Genomic DNA, 18,667 nt, shown 5'->3' with positions numbered 1-18,667 from the left:
TCCGGATGAGCGTGGGGAATGCAATGCCGCGCAAGGATTATCCTTTGGAAGAGCCTGAACCCGGCGGAGGGTTACTCCGCCGCCTCGCTATGGCCGAGCCGGGCATTGAGCTTGTGGATCAGCTCTTCGGCGGCATCCGAAATCACGGTGCCAGGCGGGAAAATCGCCTCCGCGCCGGCCGCATATAGCGCGTCGTAATCCTGCGGCGGGACCACGCCGCCAATGATGATCATGATGTCCTCGCGGCCATGCTTCTTCAGTGCGGCCTTGAGCTCCGGCACGGCCGTGAGATGCGCTGCCGCCAGCGATGAGACGCCGAGGATGTGAACGTCGTTCTCGACCGCCTGCCGCGCCGCCTCGTCCGCGGTGGCGAATAGCGGCCCGATATCGACGTCGAAGCCGACGTCGGCAAAGGCGGATGCGATCACCTTCTGGCCGCGGTCATGGCCGTCCTGGCCGATCTTGGCGACGAGGATGCGAGGCCGACGGCCCTCGGCCGTCTCGAACGCATCGATCAGCGCCTGCACTTTTGCGACCCGGTTGGACATGGCGGACGCCTCCCGCTTGTAGACGCCGGTGATGGATTTGATCTCGGCGCGGTGACGCCCGAACACTTTTTCCATCGCGTCCGAAATTTCGCCGACGGTGGCTTTCGCACGCGCCGCGTCGATCGCCAGCGCCAGCAGATTGCCGTTGCCTTCGCCGGCGCTGCGCGTCAGCGCGGCCAACGCTTGATCGACCTCTTTCTGGTCGCGCTCGGAGCGCAGCCGCTTCAGCTTGTCGATCTGCAGCCGGCGCACGTTGGAATTATCTACTTTAAGAACGTCGATCGGCGCTTCGTTGACAGGCTTGTACTTGTTGACGCCGATCACGGCCTGCTTGCCGGCGTCGATTCGAGCCTGCGTCTTGGCGGAAGCTTCCTCAATGCGCAGCTTCGGCACGCCGGCTTCGATCGCCTTTGCCATGCCGCCAAGCGCCTCGACCTCCTGAATATGTCCCCATGCTTTCACCGCGAGGTCGCGCGTCAGCCGCTCCACGTAATAGGAGCCGCCCCAGGGATCGATGATGCGGTTGGTGCCGCTTTCCTGCTGCAGGAACAATTGCGTGTTGCGCGCGATGCGGGCCGAAAAATCCGTCGGCAGCGCCAGCGCCTCGTCGAGCGCATTGGTGTGCAGCGATTGGGTATGCCCTTGGGTGGCCGCCATCGCCTCAATGGTGGTGCGCATCACGTTGTTGAAGACGTCCTGCGCGGTCAGCGACCAGCCGGACGTCTGGCAATGTGTGCGCAGCGACAGCGACCGCGGGTCCTTCGGGTTGAACTGCTTCAACAGTTTTGCCCAGAGCAGCCGCGCGGCGCGCATCTTGGCGACTTCCATGAAGAAGTTCATGCCGATCGCCCAGAAGAACGACAGCCGCGGCGCGAAGCGGTCGACATCGAGGCCGGCGGCAAGGCCCGCGCGCAGATATTCGACGCCATCGGCCAGCGTATAGGCGAGCTCGAGATCCTGCGTCGCTCCAGCTTCCTGCATGTGGTAGCCGGAGATCGAGATCGAATTGTACTTCGGCATCCTTTGCGAGGTGTACGCAAAAATATCGGAGATGATCCGCATCGAGGGCGCCGGCGGATAGATATAGGTGTTGCGCACCATGAATTCTTTCAGAATGTCGTTCTGAATGGTGCCCGACAGTTTTTCCGGCGGAACGCCCTGTTCCTCGGCGGCCGCCACGAACAGCGCCAGGATCGGCAGCACCGCGCCGTTCATGGTCATCGACACGCTCATCTGGTCGAGCGGAATGCCCGCAAACAGCGTGCGCATGTCGTAGATGGAATCGATCGCGACGCCAGCCATGCCGACGTCGCCAGACACGCGCGGATGATCGGAATCGTAGCCGCGGTGGGTGGCGAGATCGAACGCGACTGAAAGACCCTTCTGGCCGGCCGCAAGATTGCGCCGGTAGAAGGCGTTGGAATCTTCCGCCGTCGAGAAGCCGGCATATTGCCTGATCGTCCAGGGCTGGTTGACGTACATGGTCGGGTAGGGGCCGCGCAGATAGGGCGCGACGCCGGGCCACGTTTCCAGGAAGTCGATGCCTTCGAGATCCGTCTCGCTGTAGGTGGGCTTTACCGGGATGCCCTCGGGGGTCAGCCACGGCTCGGCGCTGCCGGCGGGCTGCGCGGGCGCGGTGGCTTCAAAGGCGACGTCTGCGAAGTTCGGTATACGGCTCATGGTTCCCATCATAGCACATGTGAAATCGAAGGCCGCCAATCCCTAATCGTGATCCGGATGCTGGTGGCTGACGATGGTCGCCATCTTCTCCGGCCCGTAATTCTGCTGCGTGGTCTGGCTCGGCAGATTGGCGATACCGACCACCCAGCCGAGCCGGGATTCCGTTCCATATTGCCGTGTCGGCACCACCAGGTCCGGGCGGTCAAACGTGCCGGTCATGATCTCGATCCGGGGTCCGCCAATCAACCGGTAGGTGAGGGGCGTGCCGCAGGCCGGACAGAAATCGCGCTCGGCGATGGAGGAGGACTGAAACGTCGCCGGCTTGCCGCGGGTCCAGGTGAAATGCTCGTGCTCGATATCGGCGAGGGAGGCGAAGGGGGCGCCCGATGCCTTCTGGCACATCCGGCAATGGCAGATGCTGACCTTGGGCGGCACTTTCGACACCGCAAAGCGGATGGCGCCGCACTGGCAGCCGCCGGTCAGGACTGTCTTGTGGCTGTTTTCCGTCATGCTCACTCCATCCGCTGCCAGGCGGCCTGCAGCATCGCCAGCGCGTCGCCGCCGGCAAAGATGAAATCGCCGACGCCGGCAGAACGCAGCGCGGCCTCCTGTTCGCCGGGCCGCCCTGCCAGATAGATATGCTTGGCGCCGGCCGCTTGAAGGGCCTTTGCGGCGGGTGCCGCATGTTCCGCATAGACCTTGTCGGACGAGCACAGGCAGGCAATTTCCGCACCGGACGCCGTGAATGCGGCAGCGAGTGCTGCAGGATCCGCAAATCCTTGCGTGTCGAGCGCCTCGATGCCGCCGGTCTCGAAGAAACTCTTCGCAAAGGTGGCGCGGGCGGTGAAGTCGGCGGGCGAGCCGAGATTGGCGAGGAAGATCTTTGGCCGCGCGCCAGATGACTTGAGCTTTTCGTCCGATTTGTCGCGCAGCGCCTCGAACGGCGCGGCCAGCCGCATCGGCGGCAGCGGGTCGAACTTGTACTTGGCCTCGCCATAGGGTGGCAGCACGATCGGCGTAGCTTCCAGCACGGCGATCTCGTCCTCATGCAGGTTCGGAAATTCGCTGGCGCCGGTCAGTACGTCGCGCCGCTTGGCGACGTTGAACTCGCGCGCGGCCCGCGTTGCGGCGACCTTTTTCTGGATCAGGTTCTGTTCGAGGGCGGAGAACATACCGCCGGCCTTCTCGATTTCCTGGAACAGCGACCATGCAGCTTCGCAGAGTTGCCGCGTTAGCGTTTCGATGCCGCCGGAGCCGGCTGCCGGATCGCTCACCTTGGCGAGATTGGATTCTTCCAACAGCACCAGTTGCGTGTTGCGCGCCACGCGCCGCGCGAACGGATCGGGCAATCCCAGGGCCAGCGTGTGCGGCAATACGGTGATGGCGTTTGCGCCGCCGAGGCCAGCGGAGAAGGTCGCCATCGTCGCGCGCAGCATGTTCACATAAGGGTCGCGCTGCGTCAGAATGCGCCAGGCGGTATTGGCGGCGATGAACAACGGTTTGGGCGCCAAGCCACAGGCCTGTTCGATCCGCGCCCACAACAGCCGCAGCGCGCGGAATTTCGCCAGCGTCAGGAACTGGTCCGCGTCTGCGGCAAGCCGCGCGTAGACCATCCCTTGCGCGTCTTCGAGCGCGATGCCAGCCTGCTCGGTGGCACGTAGATAGGCGACGCCGGAGGCGAGCACGAATGCAAGCTCCTGCGCTTCCGATCCTCCGGCATCATGGATTATCCGTCCATCGGCGGCTGCGAACAGGCCCTTGAAGCCCATCGCGGCGAAGCTCTTGATGGCGCTGGTGACCGCGGGCACGATTTCGTCCCAGCTATAGGGACTGGAGCCCGATACCGCACAGGATCCGACCGGGTCGAGACCGAAACGGATATCGCAGGCCGCGGGATCGAGCCCTTTGCGTTTGATGTATTCGGCGACCTGAATGGCCGCCATTCTGGACTGCGGACCGATCTGAAGCTCGACGCCGATGCCGGCATCGAGATAAATGCCGTCGAGGACGGCTTCGACTGCTTCGGCCGAAGGATCCAATCCAAACCCGTGGGCGCCATTGGCGCCAGCGAACACCAGTGTCAGCCCCGTAGCGCCGTTCTCCAGATCGTGCAGTGCCTGCGCGTTGGCCACTTTGGCGTCGGGATGATCGATCCGCTGCATGATCTGCCAGGGAGCAGCGGCGGCACGGCCGGCAACTGGTGTGGCACCTTTCGCGCGGCGATAGATCGGATCGATTTTCAACCAATCGGAGGTCTTGCTGACCAGTTTCTCGAATGGCGCGCCTTTCAGCACCCCGTCGACCAGCTTGCGCCAGTCGTCATAGGTCGCCGGCGGAAACTCCGCGGCCAAAGTCAGCTCGTCAGTATTGGTCATCCAGCCCACTATTCCCTGGTCGTCTCTTGATTTGGCCGGAAATTGCCACGGGGCGGCCGTCAAGCCAAACAGTGTTTTGGGTCTTTTCGGGCTCAATCGTGGTCAGGTAACCGCTGGATGCCCTCGGTTGAAAGCTGAGCCAGCACATCGCTAACGCGGCGTCCCGCGATGATACGGTCGGGCGCAATTTCCGCGAGCGGCACCAGCACAAAAGCCCGCTCGAACAGCCGGGGGTGTGGCAGCGTCAGTTCCGGCTTGTCGAGGCTAACGTCATCATAGGCGATCAAGTCGAGGTCGAGGGTGCGCGGACCCCAGCGCGTCTCATCAGCGCGGTCGCGGCCGAATTTCTTCTCGATCTTGTGCAACGTGAATAGCAGCGCATGCGGATCAAGGCTGGTTTCGATCTCGATGCAGGCATTGATGAAGGGCGCCTGGTGTTCCTCGCCCCAGGGCGGGGTGATGTAGTCAGAGGAACGGGCGAGCAACGCCGCCTGCGTCATGCCGCATATATTGGAAATGGCCTTCCTGAACGTCGCGCGAACGTCGCCGACATTGCCGCCGAGCGCGATCAGGACGTCAGCCATGTCAGGGCGATTGCCGCGTGCGCATCAGCACCACGCCGACATCCTCGAAGATCTCGGCGATCGGCGCATGCGGCTTGTGGACCGTGACCTTGACCGCATGGACGCGTGGGTATGCCGCGAAGATCGCGTCCGAAACGGCGCCGGCCGCACGCTCCAAAAGCTTGTAGTTGGTGTTCGTGAACGCGGCGGTCGCGGTCTCGACCACGCTGGCATAAGACACGGTGTCGGACAGCCGATCAGAGTGCGAGGACTCTGACAAGTTGATGGAGAGTTCGAGATCGATCACGAACCGTTGCCCGACTCTGGTCTCGTGCTCCATTACGCCATGGCGGGCATGGATGACGAGGCCGGTGATGAAGATCGTATCGCTCATCCCTGTTCCCTGATTGCTGCGGCCACACGCAACGCTTGCACGGTTTCGGCGACGTCATGCGCCCGGATGATCCGCGCCCCGTTCTGGGCCGCCAGCAGATGGGCGGCAATCGAACCGCCGAGGCGCTGATGTGGTTCCGACGGCGTCACCGTGCTGATGAAACGCTTGCGTGAGGCGCCGACCAACAGCGGCAGCCCGAACGAGTGCAGCTCGCCGAGCCGCGCCAGCGCGGTCATGCTCTGATCGGGCGTCTTGCCGAAGCCGATGCCGGGGTCGAGCACGATCTTGTCGGATGAAATTCCCGCCTTTGCGGCGATGTCGAGCGAACGCGCAAAGAAAGCGGCGATATCCTCCATGATGTCTACAGCAGTATCGGCGCGCTCGCGGTTATGCATGACGATGACGGGCGCGCCACGCTCCGCGACCAGCCCGGCCATGCCGGAATCGCGCTGCAGCCCCCAGACGTCGTTGGCGATCGCGGCGCCCTGATCGAGCGCCCAGGCAACCACGGCCGATTTCATGCTGTCGATCGACACGGGAATGCCGAGCGCGACGACGTCGGACAGTATCGGCTGCAGGCGCTTCAATTCCTCTTCCGCCGAGATCGGTTCCGATCCGTAGGGCCGGGTGGATTCTGCGCCGATGTCGATGATATCGGCGCCCTCGGCGATCATCCGCCGGGCTTGGGCCAGCGCCCGCTCCGGGGCGGCGAATTGACCGCCGTCGGAGAATGAATCAGGCGTCAAATTCAGGACGCCCATCACCGCCGGATAGGGCTTGGAGAGCAGCGCAGGCAGCACCGATTGACCGGCCGGACCGGACGCAGCGGGAGGTCTGGGCTTGGCTGCCATCATGCGGTCGCTTTGCGCGGTCCGCGCCGCCGAGTCAAGGCGTGAGGGCCGGCACCGCGGGCGGCCTGGCGCTTCAGTTGCTGATCTTCAATAGCTAATTTTGGGCGGCAGCTTGCGCGCTTGCTCGATCAGTTGCTCGACAGATCGTTCGGAGGGCAAAACCCGGACGAGTTTGCGCTTCGTGTTCACGTCTTTCATGTTTTGGGCAAGTCGCGCCGGATTGCGATGGGCGAGTTCGCGTACCGTGGTGACGCCTGCGGCACGCATTAGGCCCACCTTGGCCTTGCCCATCCCGGGAATGCGCATGTAGTCGGAAAAATTGGCCCATTCCAGCAGTTGCTGCTCGCTGATGCCGGTCTTCGCTGCGAGCGACTTGCGCCCTTTCACGGTGCGAGCGGCTTCCAACAGCGCATCAGTCGTGCGAATGCCCAACGACTTCAGTTTCGAGGCAGAGTAGGCGGTCAAGCCGTCGATCTCGGAAAGGGGATAAGTCATGATACCAGATGAAAAAAAGAATGTGCCCGGGCCGAAGTGCTCACCAAGACGACTATGCGAACTGGCTGAGACCCGGTGTCCCTGAAATGATTTCGCCCATTTGATCTGCTCCGATTTTGTCGCGACCGAACCTGAAAAGTTCACGCGCCACGTTTTGAATCTCGCTCATGCCCAGACCGAGCGCCATCAGCCTGGTGCCAACCGCCATCAAGCCTCCATCCATCAGCCTCGCGAAGCCGCCATTGCTGCTAGAAGCCGCAATGGCGGCTTCGGCACCCGGAATTTGGTCGATCAGGGCGGCCTGAACCTTGTCGGATGGGCCCTCGTTACGGAGAAAACCCAGAACGATGCCGATGGTTTTTTCAGCGACAGCGCGATCGATGCCGGCCTTGGAGGCCAGCTGTCCTACCAGTTCGTCCATATTTGCCCCGTCCCCAACCGGTTTAACCGGGTCGTGTACTTCTAAATTGATCTTGAGCTCCTGCGATCTGAAATACAAGCGATCCGCGCGTGCGAAGGCTTAGATCGAGTCGCGAGTGTTGCAGCAATGCAAGAGTGAATGCCGGATTCACGCTGACTTGTTGCGCTGCGCTCTCGACTTTTCTGCCAAAGGTCGGAAAAAAGTATGAGAAGCATGAACGAACAGGCGGGCGAATGCTCACGTATGTATCGCTGACCGTTTCAATCGGCGGGCAGGATGCGATATGATCGCCACCAAATCCCCCGGCGCGCGAAGAGGCGATGCGATGGTGACTTCTGATAACAAGACGGCCGATACCGACGAGAAGATCTTCATCGGAAAAGGCGAACAGACGGCTTGGCTGACGCTGGCGCTTGCCAATCGGCATGGCCTCGTCACCGGCGCGACCGGCACCGGCAAGACCGTGTCGCTGCAGGTGATGGCGGAGGGCTTTGCCCGCGCCGGTGTTCCCGTGTTCGCGGCCGATATCAAGGGCGATCTGTCCGGAATTGCTGAAGTCGGTGAAGCAAAGGACTTCATTCTCAAGCGCGCCGGCGAGATGGGCCTTAAATTCCAGCCCGACCAGTTCTCGACCGTGTTTTGGGACGTGTTCGGCGAGCAGGGCCATCCGGTTCGCGCCACCGTGACGGAAATGGGACCGCTTTTGCTGTCGCGAATGCTCGACCTGAACGACGTGCAGGAAGGCGTCCTCAACGTCGCATTCCGTGTAGCGGATGAAAACGGTCTGACGCTGATCGACATGAAGGATCTGCGATCGCTCTTGGATGCGATCGCGCCAGTTGGCGGCAGAAAGGGGCCCGATGCCGAGGAGGATGAGCTGGCCGAAATCCGGAAGGCCGCGCAAAGCTTCGGCAATGTCAGCAAGGCGACCATCGGGACGATTCAGCGCCAGCTTCTGGTGCTGGAAAACCAGGGCGGCACTAAATTCTTCGGTGAGCCAGCGCTTTTGCTGAAAGACTTCATGAAGACGGACAGCGATGGCCGGGGAATAGTCAACATTCTGGTCGCCGACAAGCTGATGCAGAACCCGAGGCTCTACGCGACCTTTCTGCTGTGGATGCTGTCGGAGCTGTTCGAAGAGCTTCCGGAAGCCGGCGACCTGCCGAAGCCGAAACTGGTGTTCTTCTTCGATGAGGCGCACCTGTTGTTCAACGATGCACCGAAGGCATTGCTCGATAAGATCGAGCAGGTGGTCCGGCTGATCCGCTCCAAGGGTGTCGGCGTCTATTTCGTCACGCAAAATCCGATCGACGTGCCGGACAAGGTGCTGGCCCAGTTAGGCAACCGCGTGCAGCACGCGTTGCGCGCCTTCACGCCTCGCGACCAGAAGGCGGTGAACGCGGCGGCGCAGACCTTCCGGCCAAATCCAAAGCTCGACACCGCTCGCGTCATCATGGAACTCGGCAAGGGCGAGGCGCTGGTGTCGTTCCTTGAAGGCGGTGGCACGCCGACCATGGTCGAGCGCGTCATGATCCGGCCGCCGACAGCGCGGATCGGGCCAATCACGCCGGAAGAGCGCAAGGCGATCATGGGCAACAGCCCGGTCAAGGGCAAATACGACACCGCGGTCGACGCCGAATCCGCCTACGAGATGCTGCAGAAGCGGGTAGCTACGACGGCGGCGCCTGCGGAAGGGCAAGATGGTGGCGCTGGCGGCGGCGGAATTCTCGGCCAGATCGGTTCGATCGTCGGCACGATTTTCGGCACCAACGTCAAGCGCGGCAGGCTGTCGACGGGGCAGGTGATTGCGCGAGACGTTACCCGGTCCGTCACCAACAGGGTGGTCGGCGGCATTGTCGCCGATCTCGGCAAATCCGTTGGTGGATCGCTCGGCAGTTCAGTTGGTCGCGCGCTGGTGCGTGGCGCGCTCGGCGGCTTGCTGCGGCGATAGGACTTTTTCGAGCGAATGGCAGTCGGTTCGCGTGAAGAGCTGCGACGTAATCTCCTCTGAATCCGGAACGAGCGTGTGCTGAGATATCCGTCGCTACGAAGACCGCTCGATATCCTGTTTCTGGTCTGTTGCATCGCGTTGACGGCCGACGTGCTGGTCCCGGAAATCTGGGGCAACGGCAAGACCAAGGACTATCCGCTCTGGTTCTGGGCCGGTCAGCAGGTGTTGCAGGGCAAGAATCTCTACCCTGACGACCCCGGCACCTATTTCGAGTTCATCTATCCGCCGCTGTCGGCAGTGCTGCTGGCGATCCCGAGCTGGTTTGGCAAGATCCCACTCTATCTTTGCCTGTCATTTCTCAACATCGTCGCGTGGTGGATGACAGCCCAGTTCTCGCACGCGATGGCGGGATCAGGGCACAAGCCCGGGCCATGGCTGGAAGCACTGCCCGGCTTCGTCACCGTCACCTTCGTGTTCGATATGTTCGACCTTGGCCAGCCCAATCTCGTGCTGCTGGCGCTGATGCTCTACGGATTCTGGCTGTTGCGCGATCACCGTGGCTGGATGGCAGGAAGCATGTTCGCGCTCGCTACCGCGATCAAGGTGTTTCCGGTCGCGGTGTTGCCTTATCTGGTGTGGCGAAGACAGTGGGCGGCAGCCGCGAGCATGCTGGTTTTCATCGGCCTGTTTCTGTTCGTGCTGCCGGCGCCGTTTCGCGGCTTCCAGCACAATGTCACGGAACTGAGGACCTGGTACCAGGGCATGGTGGGTTCGAGTTCGGAGAAGGGGTTCGGGCAGCGAGACGAGCAAAACTGGTCGTGGGTCAACCAGTCAATCATCGCGGTGACGCACCGGCTGACGCGGCCGATCAACTACAACCAGGACAATCCGGCCAAGCCCGTGCGCACGATGAACATCATCGACGTCGATTTCAGGACGGCGAACTGGATCGTCGTGGCGATCTCGCTCGCGATCGGGCTCGGCTATCTCGCTGTCATGCCGCCGGCCTTGCGCCGCACGGAACGGTCGGATGCCGAAGAGATCGGCATCCTGTTTTGCCTGATCACGGTAGCTTCGCCGCTGGCCCGGCAATACTACTTCCTGTGGCTATTCTTCCCGATCACTGTTTTGCTCCACCGCGCCGCTTACGATCCGCGCCCGCCGGTCAAAACCGGGACATGGATGTTGCTCGCCGTTGCGGGCGGCTTGCTGTGCCTGTCGCTGCCGCTGTTCCCGGTTGATCTGCAGGCCTATGGCAACAATCTCGCCGCCACCGTCCTGCTGGTGGCGGGCCTGGTCTGGCACATATTGCATCCGCCTGCCGCAGAAGTTGCCTTGCCTCACACCGCGGGCGAGCTACAACTTGACGCTAACAACAAGGCTCGCAGCCAGGGATAACAAGCCATGTCCAACGCCAAGATTCAGCCGGTCCTCGATCACATCGACGCCGATTTCGACAACAGCCTTGAACGGCTGTTCGCGCTGTTGCGGATCAAGTCGATCTCGGCCGATCCGGCTTTTGCCGGCGATTGCAAGGCGGCCGCCGATCATCTGGCAAAGGATATCGCGACGCTCGGCTTCAAGGCCGAGGTGAGGCCGACGGCGGGGCATCCGGCGATCGTCGCGAAAGCCAATGGCGGCGGGGGCAGCCGGCCGCACGTGCTGTTCTACGGACATTATGACGTGCAGCCCGTCGATCCGCTCAATTTGTGGCACCGGCCGCCGTTCGAGCCTGTTGTCACCGACCATGCCGACGGCCGCAAGATCATCGTCGCGCGCGGCGCCGAGGACGACAAGGGCCAGTTGATGACTTTCGTCGAGGCCTGCCGCGCCTGGAAGAAGGTCACAGGATCGCTGCCGGTCGACATCACCATCATTATCGAGGGTGAAGAGGAAATCGGATCGAAAAACTTCGTGCCGTTCCTGGAAGCGAACAAGGCTGATCTGAAGGCCGACTTCGCGCTCGTCTGCGACACCGGTATGTGGGACCAGAACACGCCGGCGATCACGACTTCGCTGCGCGGGCTCGTCTATGACGAGGTCAAGATCAAGGCCGCCAATCGCGACCTCCATTCCGGCATTTTTGGCGGCGGCGCGCGCAACCCGATCCGGGTGCTGACCAACGTTCTCGGCGGCCTGCATGACGAGAACGGCCACATCACCATTCCCGGATTCTACGATGGCGTAAAAGACCTGCCGTCGGACATCCTGGCGCAGTGGAAGAATCTCAACCTCACGCCGGAATCGTTCCTGAAGCCGATCGGCCTTTCCATTCCGGCCGGTGAAAAGGATCGCCTCCTGATCGAACAGGTTTCCTCGCGCCCGACCTGCGACATCAACGGCATCATCGGTGGCTATACCGGCGAGGGCTCGAAGACGGTAATCCCGGCGGAAGCTTCCGCCAAGGTTTCGTTCCGGCTGGTGGAGGGACAAGATCCGGAGAAAATCCGAAAAGCCTTCCGCGATTACGTCAGGGCGCGCGTGCCCGCCGATTGCAAGGCCGAGTTCACCGACCATTCCAACGCGCCGGCGATTGCGCTCGACTGGAACATGAGGCCGCTGGCGGCCGCCAAGCGCGCGCTGACGGACGAGTGGGGCAAGGAGGCGCTCCTGATCGGCTCCGGCGCCTCGATTCCGATCGTGGCGGATTTCAAGCGCACGTTAGGTCTCGACACCGTGCTGGTCGGCTTCGGTCTCGACGACGACAACATTCATTCGCCGAACGAGAAGTACGACCTGAAGAGCTATCACAAGGGTATCCGCTCCTGGGCGCGGATCCTGGGCGCGTTCGCGGAGGGGAAGTAGCGCGGGAGCGGTAGGGTGGGCAAAGGCGCGAAGCGACGTGCCGACCGTCTAGCCGGTGAGCCGGTCTTTTGATGGTGGGCACGCTTCCGCCTTCGCTCTGCGAGCTACGGCGGACAAGTCGCTTTGCCCACCCTACGGAGCTACTTAAAATAAAAACGCCGCCCGGGATTGGACGGCGTTTGATTTCAAGACGTGTAGAGGGTGTGTGACAGGCAGTTTAGCGCATCCGCGCGGCTTGTCCACCGGATATCTCTCGCGCCGTCACTCCACCGGGTAGGGTCCCTCGCGAAAGACGCGGTCGTGATAGCCCTTGCTGCCGATCTCGCGCGCGAGCGGACTGCGGATATCCCCGCCGGCCTGCAGCCGCGCAATCAGCGCGCGGAAATCATGGCGCGGCTGCCAGCCGAGTTCGGCACGTGCGCGGTCGTTGACGTAGACGCGATCGATGCCTGGAATCATCCTCCAGCCGCGCCACGCAAATTCAGCCTCAAACTCCGGCACGTAACGGCGGACCACACGCGGCGCGTCGTTGCGCAGTTCCGCCGTGTCGTTGCGTGAGAATGGCGTGGTGGCGCTGATGATGTATTTCGCGAAGCCAGTCGATGGCGCGCGGTCGGCCGCCAAAAGATGCGCGCTGACCACGTCTTCGATATCGACGCGCCGATAGAGGAACTCGTTGGTCTTGATGTTGGCGTCGGTGTAGGCCTCGCGTGTCGCGCGATTGTCATCCTCTTCGGGAAAGAAGCGCGAGGTGCGCAGCACGATGGTGCGAATCGCGTCATTGCGCGCAAAGAGCTGGCACAGATCCTCCGCGGCGGCCTTGGTGACGCCATAGATGTTTTTCGGCACGGCCGTGACATCTTCGGTGATCCAGGCCGCCGGCTCGCCCGGCGGTGGCACCAGCGCCTCGCCGAAGACGCTTGTGGTGCTGGTGTAGACAAATGCCGTGATGCCGGCTGCCGCGGCTTCTTCGAGCAAATTGAGCGTGCCGGTGATGTTGACGTCGATAAATTCCTGGCGGCTGTGGGTAGCCACGTGCGGCTTGTGCAGCGTCGCGGCGTGCAGCACGGTCGTGATGCCGTTCATGCAGCGGCGCACGAACGCGCGGTCAGTAATCGAGCCCACGTGGTGTGTAAACACGCCGGGCAGAACGTCAATACCGATGGTCTCGCGCCGCTGCGCCCGCAACGTACGCATCAGCGCCTCGCCGAGATGGCCGGAACTGCCGGTCACCAGTACCGTCACGCCGCGATGACCTTCTCTTCGGGCTCAGCTGTTGTAGCTCGGATCGATGCGATCGAGCTTGCGCAACAGCGGCGGCCATACCAGCTCGGTCGAGCGCCGTTCCGCGAAATCGGCGTTGGCGAACAGCCGCTCGTTCTTGTCGATCACGGCCTGCTCGATCGGGTAGGCGGTGGGCCCCAGCATGCGCGTGCGCACCTGCATCGTGCAGGCCCGCTCCAGATGGTACATGCGCTCGAAGGCGGCGGCGACCGAACGGCCGACGGTGAGGGTGCCGTGGTTGCGCAACAGCATGTGGTTCTTGTTGCCGAGGTCCTTCTGCAGCCGCGGGCGCTCGTCGTGGTCCAGCGCCACGCCTTCGTAATCGTGGTAGGCGAGATCGTGGGTGACGAACTGCGCGGTCTGGTTCATCGGCAGCAGGCCCTCCATGCAGCTCGCCACCGCTGTCCCGTCGGGCGTGTGCAGATGGAGCACGCAGCCGGCATCCTCGCGCACCTCATGGATCGCCGAGTGGATGGTGAAGCCGGCCGGGTTGATGCTGTATTCGCTCTCGCTGAGCTGGTTGCCGTGGAGATCGACCTTCACCAGGCTCGACGCCGTGATTTCCTCGAACATCAAGCCGTAAGGATTGATCAGAAAGTGATGGTCGGGGCCGGGCACGCGCGCCGAGATGTGGGTATCGACCAGATCGTCCCAGCCATAGAGCGCGACGAGGCGATAGCAGGCGGCGAGATTGACGCGCTGGTTCCACTCGGCATCCGTGATGCCGGATGGAACTTGTTTCAGGCGAGCTTCGGCTGGCGACATGGCGTGGCTTCTCCCGAAAATTGTTGATTTCGGGAGCTAGCCTAGCCCTGTGCCGGATGGCCAGCAAGGCAGGCATCACGGGTGGCAGTTATGCTCTTGCCGACTTACGGCGCTGGAATCGCCAGCAGTGTCGAGATGGCGCGGCCGCGGATGTCATAGACGCGCGCGAACACGACATCGTCGCGCTTGATTTCGACCATGACCGGTGCAGTGAGGCCCTTGCAGTAGAACTCGCCCAGCGTCATCGCGAAGTCGGCCGACTGGCTGTCCCAGCCGATCGTGAAGTCGGGACCGAGCGCCACCTGCGCCGGGCGCTGCGGGCCGCACACCGCGACCTTCCACTTGCGTCCCTGTGGAGGGAATTCCTGCCGTTCGACCAGCTCTTCGCGCAGACCGTCGGAAGCCTGCTTCAGCGCCAGCCCCCAATAATCCAGCATAAACATCTTGTCGGCGCCGCGAACGGTGCCGGCGATGTGATTGAAGTGGGTGTATTCGTAAGGGTGCAGGCGGATCATCTCGCTGAGCGGCAACAGCAGGCCGAACGTGAACACCGCTAGCGCCGCCGGTTGCCACCGGCGGTGATTGTTCTTCAGCCAGTTCATACCCCAGGCGAACGATGCGCCGGCTAGCACGGCCATCGGCGGGATCACGAAAACGAAATGCCGGATGCCGTTGTAGAGCGCCGGCCGCTTCACCATCGCGATCACCAGCGGCAGCGTGGCCGCCAGCGTCAACATCAGGAAGATGGTCTTGCGGCGCGCTGCCACGTCCACGCGCGACAGCGACATAAAGCTGCCGACGACGCCGGCGAGCAGAAGCGCGAGCAATATCTCGGGAAGCTGCAGCGCGAACAGAGTCGGCAGGTAGGACCATGGCATGTCCGGCACCGAGACCAGCGCCCCGTCGAACATTTCCTTCCACGGTTTTTCGAAGAAATGCGAGAAATAGGTCAGCGCCTTGAAGGGGTGGTCCGGCTCCATAATCGACCACGGCCACACCAGGCCCATGATCAGGTACCCGAGCACGAGGCCGGGCAGCAGCACGTACACGACATGGGCGAAGCGGCGGATCGCCTCGCGCGAGCCTTGCGTGCGGACGTCCTCGATCAACAGCGGGACGAAGCCCACCATCGCATAGACCACCGCCAGCCCGCCGAGGATCCGGCAGCCGATCGAGAGGCCGGCGCCGAGGCCTATGATCAGGATGGTTCGCGGCGAAGGCGCGGGATACTCCTCGGCGAGGCGCACCAGACCCAGGATCAGGATCACCATCGAGACGGCAAACGGCGCGTCCTTCGGGTTCATGAACATGTGCCCGTAGAAGGTCGGACACAGCGCCAGCAAGAGCAGCGTCGCGAGCCCGGCAAGCGGGCCGCCGACGCGCCGCGCCAGCCGCCAGGTCACGGCAAGACCGATCAGGCCGACGACGGCGCCGAGCAGGCGGCGCGTTTCGAACAATTCGAGCGGGATGACCTTGTGCAGCAGGGCGGCCGCCATGTCGAAGCCGCCGCCATACATGTAGAGATTGGCGAACGACAGCGCGCCGGTATCCTTGAAGCCGGAACCGTACATCCGCAGCAGCAGATCGGCATATTCGGCGTGCGTGTAGTCGTCCCAGCCCAGCCCATAGTCGCGGAAGGTCAGGCCAGCGACGAGGGTGACAACGGCCAGCACGAAGATGGCAAGGTCGTCACAGGTCCGCTCCAACGAGCGCCGTGAAGGCGTATCGAGGGCAGAAGTCGTGATGGATGACATTGGTAGCCCAGAGTCCCCTATGGCCCAGCTTGGATATTCTTGAGCCTCATTCCCCGGGTACCCATATAGCTCAGTTCCATTACCAAGTAATTGGGAATTGTGGCGTAAATCCCTGATGCAATGCAACAAAAGGGCAGTAATTGGTAGGTGGTAAAACTACGGGCGCCGGAGTGAACGGCACCTGAATGGCACGAAACACCCGCGACCGGGATTCCTGTAACCGAACAACGCTATGCGGAACCCAGTGTGCAATTTGGCGGGTGGCGATGCGCACAATATGACGGTATCGTGGCGTTGGGCGGCTTGCGAGCGTTTCGGGCGCGGCTGAGGGGTTAGTTCAATGATGGTTGTTATGTTGGTCGCCGCGATCGGCCTCGTTTTGGCGGGGCTGCTGGCGATCGGCTTCGGGATCCCGATCAAGGAATTCAGCACCGGCAACACGTTGATCATCGCCGGCGTGATCGGCGTCTGCACCGGCGCGATCATGCTCGCGCTCTGGATAGCGGTCCGGGAGCTGAAGAACGTTGCGCGGCGGCTCGGCGCTGGCGTGTCTGAAGCGCGCGGCGAGGCCGCGGTGCGGGATTTCGCTCCCTTCGAAGGCGGTTTCCCGGCCGCCGATCAGCCCACTGGTCCCGGACCATTCCCCCCAACAGCACCGCCGCCTTTCTCGCCAGCGGTGCCGCCGCCTTGGCAGAACGAGGCTGTCCTGCGCGATCACCCGATCCCGGAGCCGACACACCCCGAACCCGCACCGTCGGCTCCGAAACCGAAGCGCAATTTGCTGTTTTCTTCGACGTCGCGAAGAGAGCGCGAGCGCGCGCAGGGGCGCGCCAGTGAGCCGCTGCCGCCGGACCTTTTGTCATCGGACCTTCGTTCCAATCCACCCGCCGTGCCGCCGGTCGAGCCGGCCGAACCGCCACGGGCGTCGTTCGAGGAAACCTGGCCGAAAGCGGAGCGCGCAAAACCCAGTGAAACCCCGCTGCAGCGCCGCGGCGGCCGCACACCCCCGGCGCCGGCGGAAGCCAATGGTGGACCGCCGCGCACGGAGGATCAGCCGGCGGTGACGGTGCTGAAGTCCGGCGTCGTCGATGGCATGGCATATTCCCTCTACTCCGACGGTTCGATCGAGGCCCAGATGCCGGAGGGGATGATGCGCTTCGCCTCGATCGATGAACTGCGCGCGCATCTCGATCAGCGGTCCTGAACCGGCAATACTTGCCGCGAGAGTGGTTGTTGAAAATAAAGCGCCGCCGTTCTTGTCAGTTTCCCGGTAGTTCGTCCATATTTGCCAAGTCGTACGAGATTCCGCCGATGTATTGCCGTGATTGGATACTGTCAGAACCGTGTGGTCGACAGATGCATTCGTGATCCCAAAGGTTGAGCCATGACCGATTCCGCCGGCAAAACGGCCGTCGAACTGACCGCCAATATCGTATCGGCCTATCTCAGCAACAATCCGACCCAGGCCTCGGAAATCCCGAACCTGATCAGCCAGGTCCATGCCGCGCTGATGCGGGTGTCGAGCGGCCGGCCCGAGACGCCGCTTGAGCCAGCCAAGCCGGCCGTGTCGGTGAAGAAGTCGATGACGCCGGAATATCTGGTGTGTCTGGAGGACGGCAAGCGCTTCAAGTCGCTGAAGCGTCACTTGCGCACGCAGTACAACATGACGCCGGAGCAATACCGCGACAAATGGGGCCTGCCGCCGGATTATCCCATGGTGGCGCCGAACTACGCGGTGGCGCGCTCGCAACTCGCCAAGAAGATGGGCCTCGGCCAGCAGGCGCGGAAGCGGAAGTAAGCCCGGTTATTGCGAGAAGCCAACGGTCGCGATGACGGTGGTCACGAGGCCGCGGCAAGCGCCTCGCGCGCGTCGGAGCGGATGCGCTCGACCATGGAGCGCAGGCCGTTGGAACGCTGCGGCGTCAGGTGCTCGCGAAATCCGAATTCGTCGAACACCGCGAGCGCATCGGTTGAAAGGATCTGCTGCGGGGTGCGGCCGGAATAGAGCGTGAGCAGGATTGCGATCAGGCCGCGCACGATGTGAGCGTCGCTGTCGCCCAGATATTTCAGCCGCGGTTCGCCGTTTCCGCTGCGGTCGATCTGCCGGGAAAGCCAGACCTGGCTGACGCAGCCATTGACCTTGTTCTCCGCGGAATGCTCGGCCTCCGGCATCGGGTCGAGCATGCGGCCGAGTTCGATGACGTACCGGTAGCGGTCGTCCCATTCCTCCAGCAGCTCGAAATTATCTCTGATTTCGTCGATCGTCATCTTGGCCCGCATCAGTTTTCGTAAGTCTTATATAGGATGCGGATTGAACGAAAGCGACGGAACGGACCCGGTTCCGCGGCCTTATTTTGAAGCCAACGGCATCCGCGGCATCCGCCATTCGATCGCCATATCGTCCTCCGTCAGCGCGTCGGCGGGCGAGGCGGCCGCGATCACTGCCTCGGCGTCGCCGGCGGTGCCGATTGAGCTGGTATGGTCGGGCTTCTTGTCGGGGACGGTGGGAGGCTCCGGCTTCTTGTCGGTGATGATCTTGTACAATTGGCGGGCCCCGTCCTGGGCGCGCTGGCCGATCGCGGTGGCGGCCTGGCCACCGACCTCGCAGGCCGCCGGCTGGCGCCTACAGAACTGGCCCATGTCGGAGACGGCGGCGGTCGCAGCCGATACGGCTTCGGACGCGCCGATCTGCGGCACCTTGTCCGATTCAGCCGTCTTTTCTCTGGGCAACAGCACGAGCACGAGCCCGAGCCAGAATGCCATGCGAAGCAGAAAAAACAT

Annotated in this window: 18 protein-coding genes; 5 read left to right on the top strand and 13 right to left on the bottom strand. The window is 62.7% G+C overall.

Features of this window, described 5'->3' with window-relative positions; all coding sequences use genetic code 11:
* Positions 1 to 71 precede the first annotated feature (71 nt).
* From scpA to RX328_RS32215, 8 genes are all read right to left on the bottom strand, one after another.
* A complete protein-coding gene (gene scpA / locus RX328_RS32250; RefSeq protein ID WP_213251734.1) occupies positions 72 to 2,228 on the bottom strand; it encodes a methylmalonyl-CoA mutase in 2,157 nt (718 codons plus the stop codon).
* Positions 2,229 to 2,270: 42 nt separating this feature from the next.
* Positions 2,271 to 2,738: a GFA family protein gene (locus tag RX328_RS32245; RefSeq protein ID WP_213251735.1), complete on the bottom strand. Its 468-nt coding sequence runs from the start codon at positions 2,736 to 2,738 to the stop codon at positions 2,271 to 2,273.
* A 2-nt stretch (positions 2,739 to 2,740) separates the two neighbouring features.
* A complete protein-coding gene (locus tag RX328_RS32240) occupies positions 2,741 to 4,603 on the bottom strand; it encodes a methylmalonyl-CoA mutase subunit beta (protein ID WP_213251736.1) in 1,863 nt (620 codons plus the stop codon).
* 92 nt (positions 4,604 to 4,695) lie between these two features.
* Complete coding sequence (gene folK / locus RX328_RS32235) at positions 4,696 to 5,187, bottom strand: 2-amino-4-hydroxy-6-hydroxymethyldihydropteridine diphosphokinase (protein WP_213251737.1); 492 nt, start codon at positions 5,185 to 5,187, stop codon at positions 4,696 to 4,698.
* 1 nt (position 5,188) lies between these two features.
* Positions 5,189 to 5,560 (bottom strand): dihydroneopterin aldolase, encoded by a 372-nt coding sequence (gene folB, locus RX328_RS32230; protein ID WP_213251738.1) that lies wholly within the window; start codon positions 5,558 to 5,560, stop codon positions 5,189 to 5,191.
* Positions 5,557 to 6,411, bottom strand: a complete 855-nt coding sequence (folP, locus tag RX328_RS32225; RefSeq protein ID WP_409410794.1) for a dihydropteroate synthase — start codon at positions 6,409 to 6,411, stop codon at positions 5,557 to 5,559. Before folP ends, folB begins: the two co-directional genes overlap by 4 nt.
* Positions 6,412 to 6,498: 87 nt before the next feature.
* Positions 6,499 to 6,906 (bottom strand): DUF4332 domain-containing protein, encoded by a 408-nt coding sequence (locus tag RX328_RS32220; protein ID WP_213251828.1) that lies wholly within the window; start codon positions 6,904 to 6,906, stop codon positions 6,499 to 6,501.
* A 52-nt stretch (positions 6,907 to 6,958) separates the two neighbouring features.
* Positions 6,959 to 7,327 (bottom strand): DUF2267 domain-containing protein, encoded by a 369-nt coding sequence (locus RX328_RS32215; RefSeq protein WP_213251740.1) that lies wholly within the window; start codon positions 7,325 to 7,327, stop codon positions 6,959 to 6,961.
* A gap of 325 nt (positions 7,328 to 7,652) precedes the next feature.
* On the opposite strand from RX328_RS32215, the gene RX328_RS32210 reads away from it, so the two are divergent.
* From RX328_RS32210 to RX328_RS32200, 3 genes are all read left to right on the top strand, one after another.
* Positions 7,653 to 9,278, top strand: coding sequence for a helicase HerA-like domain-containing protein (locus RX328_RS32210; protein ID WP_213251829.1), 1,626 nt, complete (start codon positions 7,653 to 7,655; stop codon positions 9,276 to 9,278).
* A 75-nt stretch (positions 9,279 to 9,353) separates the two neighbouring features.
* A complete protein-coding gene (locus tag RX328_RS32205; protein WP_312018014.1) occupies positions 9,354 to 10,676 on the top strand; it encodes a glycosyltransferase family 87 protein in 1,323 nt (440 codons plus the stop codon).
* Positions 10,677 to 10,682: 6 nt separating this feature from the next.
* Entirely contained in the window at positions 10,683 to 12,083 is a 1,401-nt protein-coding gene (locus tag RX328_RS32200; RefSeq protein WP_213251741.1) for a M20/M25/M40 family metallo-hydrolase, read from the top strand.
* Between the two features lie 261 nt (positions 12,084 to 12,344).
* Here RX328_RS32200 and RX328_RS32195 read toward each other — a convergent pair whose 3' ends face one another.
* The 3 genes from RX328_RS32195 to RX328_RS32185 all read right to left on the bottom strand — a co-directional run bounded on the left by RX328_RS32195 (position 12,345) and on the right by RX328_RS32185 (position 15,886).
* The gene (locus RX328_RS32195) at positions 12,345 to 13,328 is read right to left on the bottom strand and encodes an NAD-dependent epimerase/dehydratase family protein (RefSeq protein WP_213251742.1); all 984 of its coding nucleotides are present in this window, start codon (positions 13,326 to 13,328) and stop codon (positions 12,345 to 12,347) included.
* A 24-nt stretch (positions 13,329 to 13,352) separates the two neighbouring features.
* Positions 13,353 to 14,132 carry a class II aldolase/adducin family protein gene (locus tag RX328_RS32190; RefSeq protein WP_213251743.1) on the bottom strand — a complete coding sequence of 260 codons (780 nt, stop codon included), beginning with the start codon at positions 14,130 to 14,132 and terminating at the stop codon, positions 13,353 to 13,355.
* 104 nt (positions 14,133 to 14,236) lie between these two features.
* Positions 14,237 to 15,886 carry a glycosyltransferase family 39 protein gene (locus tag RX328_RS32185; RefSeq protein WP_213251744.1) on the bottom strand — a complete coding sequence of 550 codons (1,650 nt, stop codon included), beginning with the start codon at positions 15,884 to 15,886 and terminating at the stop codon, positions 14,237 to 14,239.
* A gap of 340 nt (positions 15,887 to 16,226) precedes the next feature.
* On the opposite strand from RX328_RS32185, the gene RX328_RS32180 reads away from it, so the two are divergent.
* Complete coding sequence (locus tag RX328_RS32180; RefSeq protein ID WP_213251745.1) at positions 16,227 to 17,090, top strand: DUF308 domain-containing protein; 864 nt, start codon at positions 16,227 to 16,229, stop codon at positions 17,088 to 17,090.
* 180 nt (positions 17,091 to 17,270) lie between these two features.
* The gene (locus tag RX328_RS32175) at positions 17,271 to 17,684 is read left to right on the top strand and encodes a MucR family transcriptional regulator (RefSeq protein ID WP_213251746.1); all 414 of its coding nucleotides are present in this window, start codon (positions 17,271 to 17,273) and stop codon (positions 17,682 to 17,684) included.
* A gap of 41 nt (positions 17,685 to 17,725) precedes the next feature.
* On the opposite strand, the gene RX328_RS32170 is transcribed toward RX328_RS32175, so the two are convergent.
* Together RX328_RS32170 and RX328_RS32165 are read right to left on the bottom strand one after the other, a co-directional pair.
* The gene (locus tag RX328_RS32170) at positions 17,726 to 18,154 is read right to left on the bottom strand and encodes a SufE family protein (RefSeq protein WP_213251831.1); all 429 of its coding nucleotides are present in this window, start codon (positions 18,152 to 18,154) and stop codon (positions 17,726 to 17,728) included.
* Positions 18,155 to 18,235: 81 nt separating this feature from the next.
* Positions 18,236 to 18,667 carry a DUF5330 domain-containing protein gene (locus tag RX328_RS32165; protein WP_213251832.1) on the bottom strand — a complete coding sequence of 144 codons (432 nt, stop codon included), beginning with the start codon at positions 18,665 to 18,667 and terminating at the stop codon, positions 18,236 to 18,238.

The organism is Bradyrhizobium sp. sBnM-33 (genome assembly GCF_032917945.1).
In the GTDB taxonomy this organism is placed as follows: Bacteria; Pseudomonadota; Alphaproteobacteria; order Rhizobiales; family Xanthobacteraceae; genus Bradyrhizobium.
Note: the sequence above shows the minus strand (reverse complement) of the source record. Positions and strands in the feature narration are given on the sequence as shown.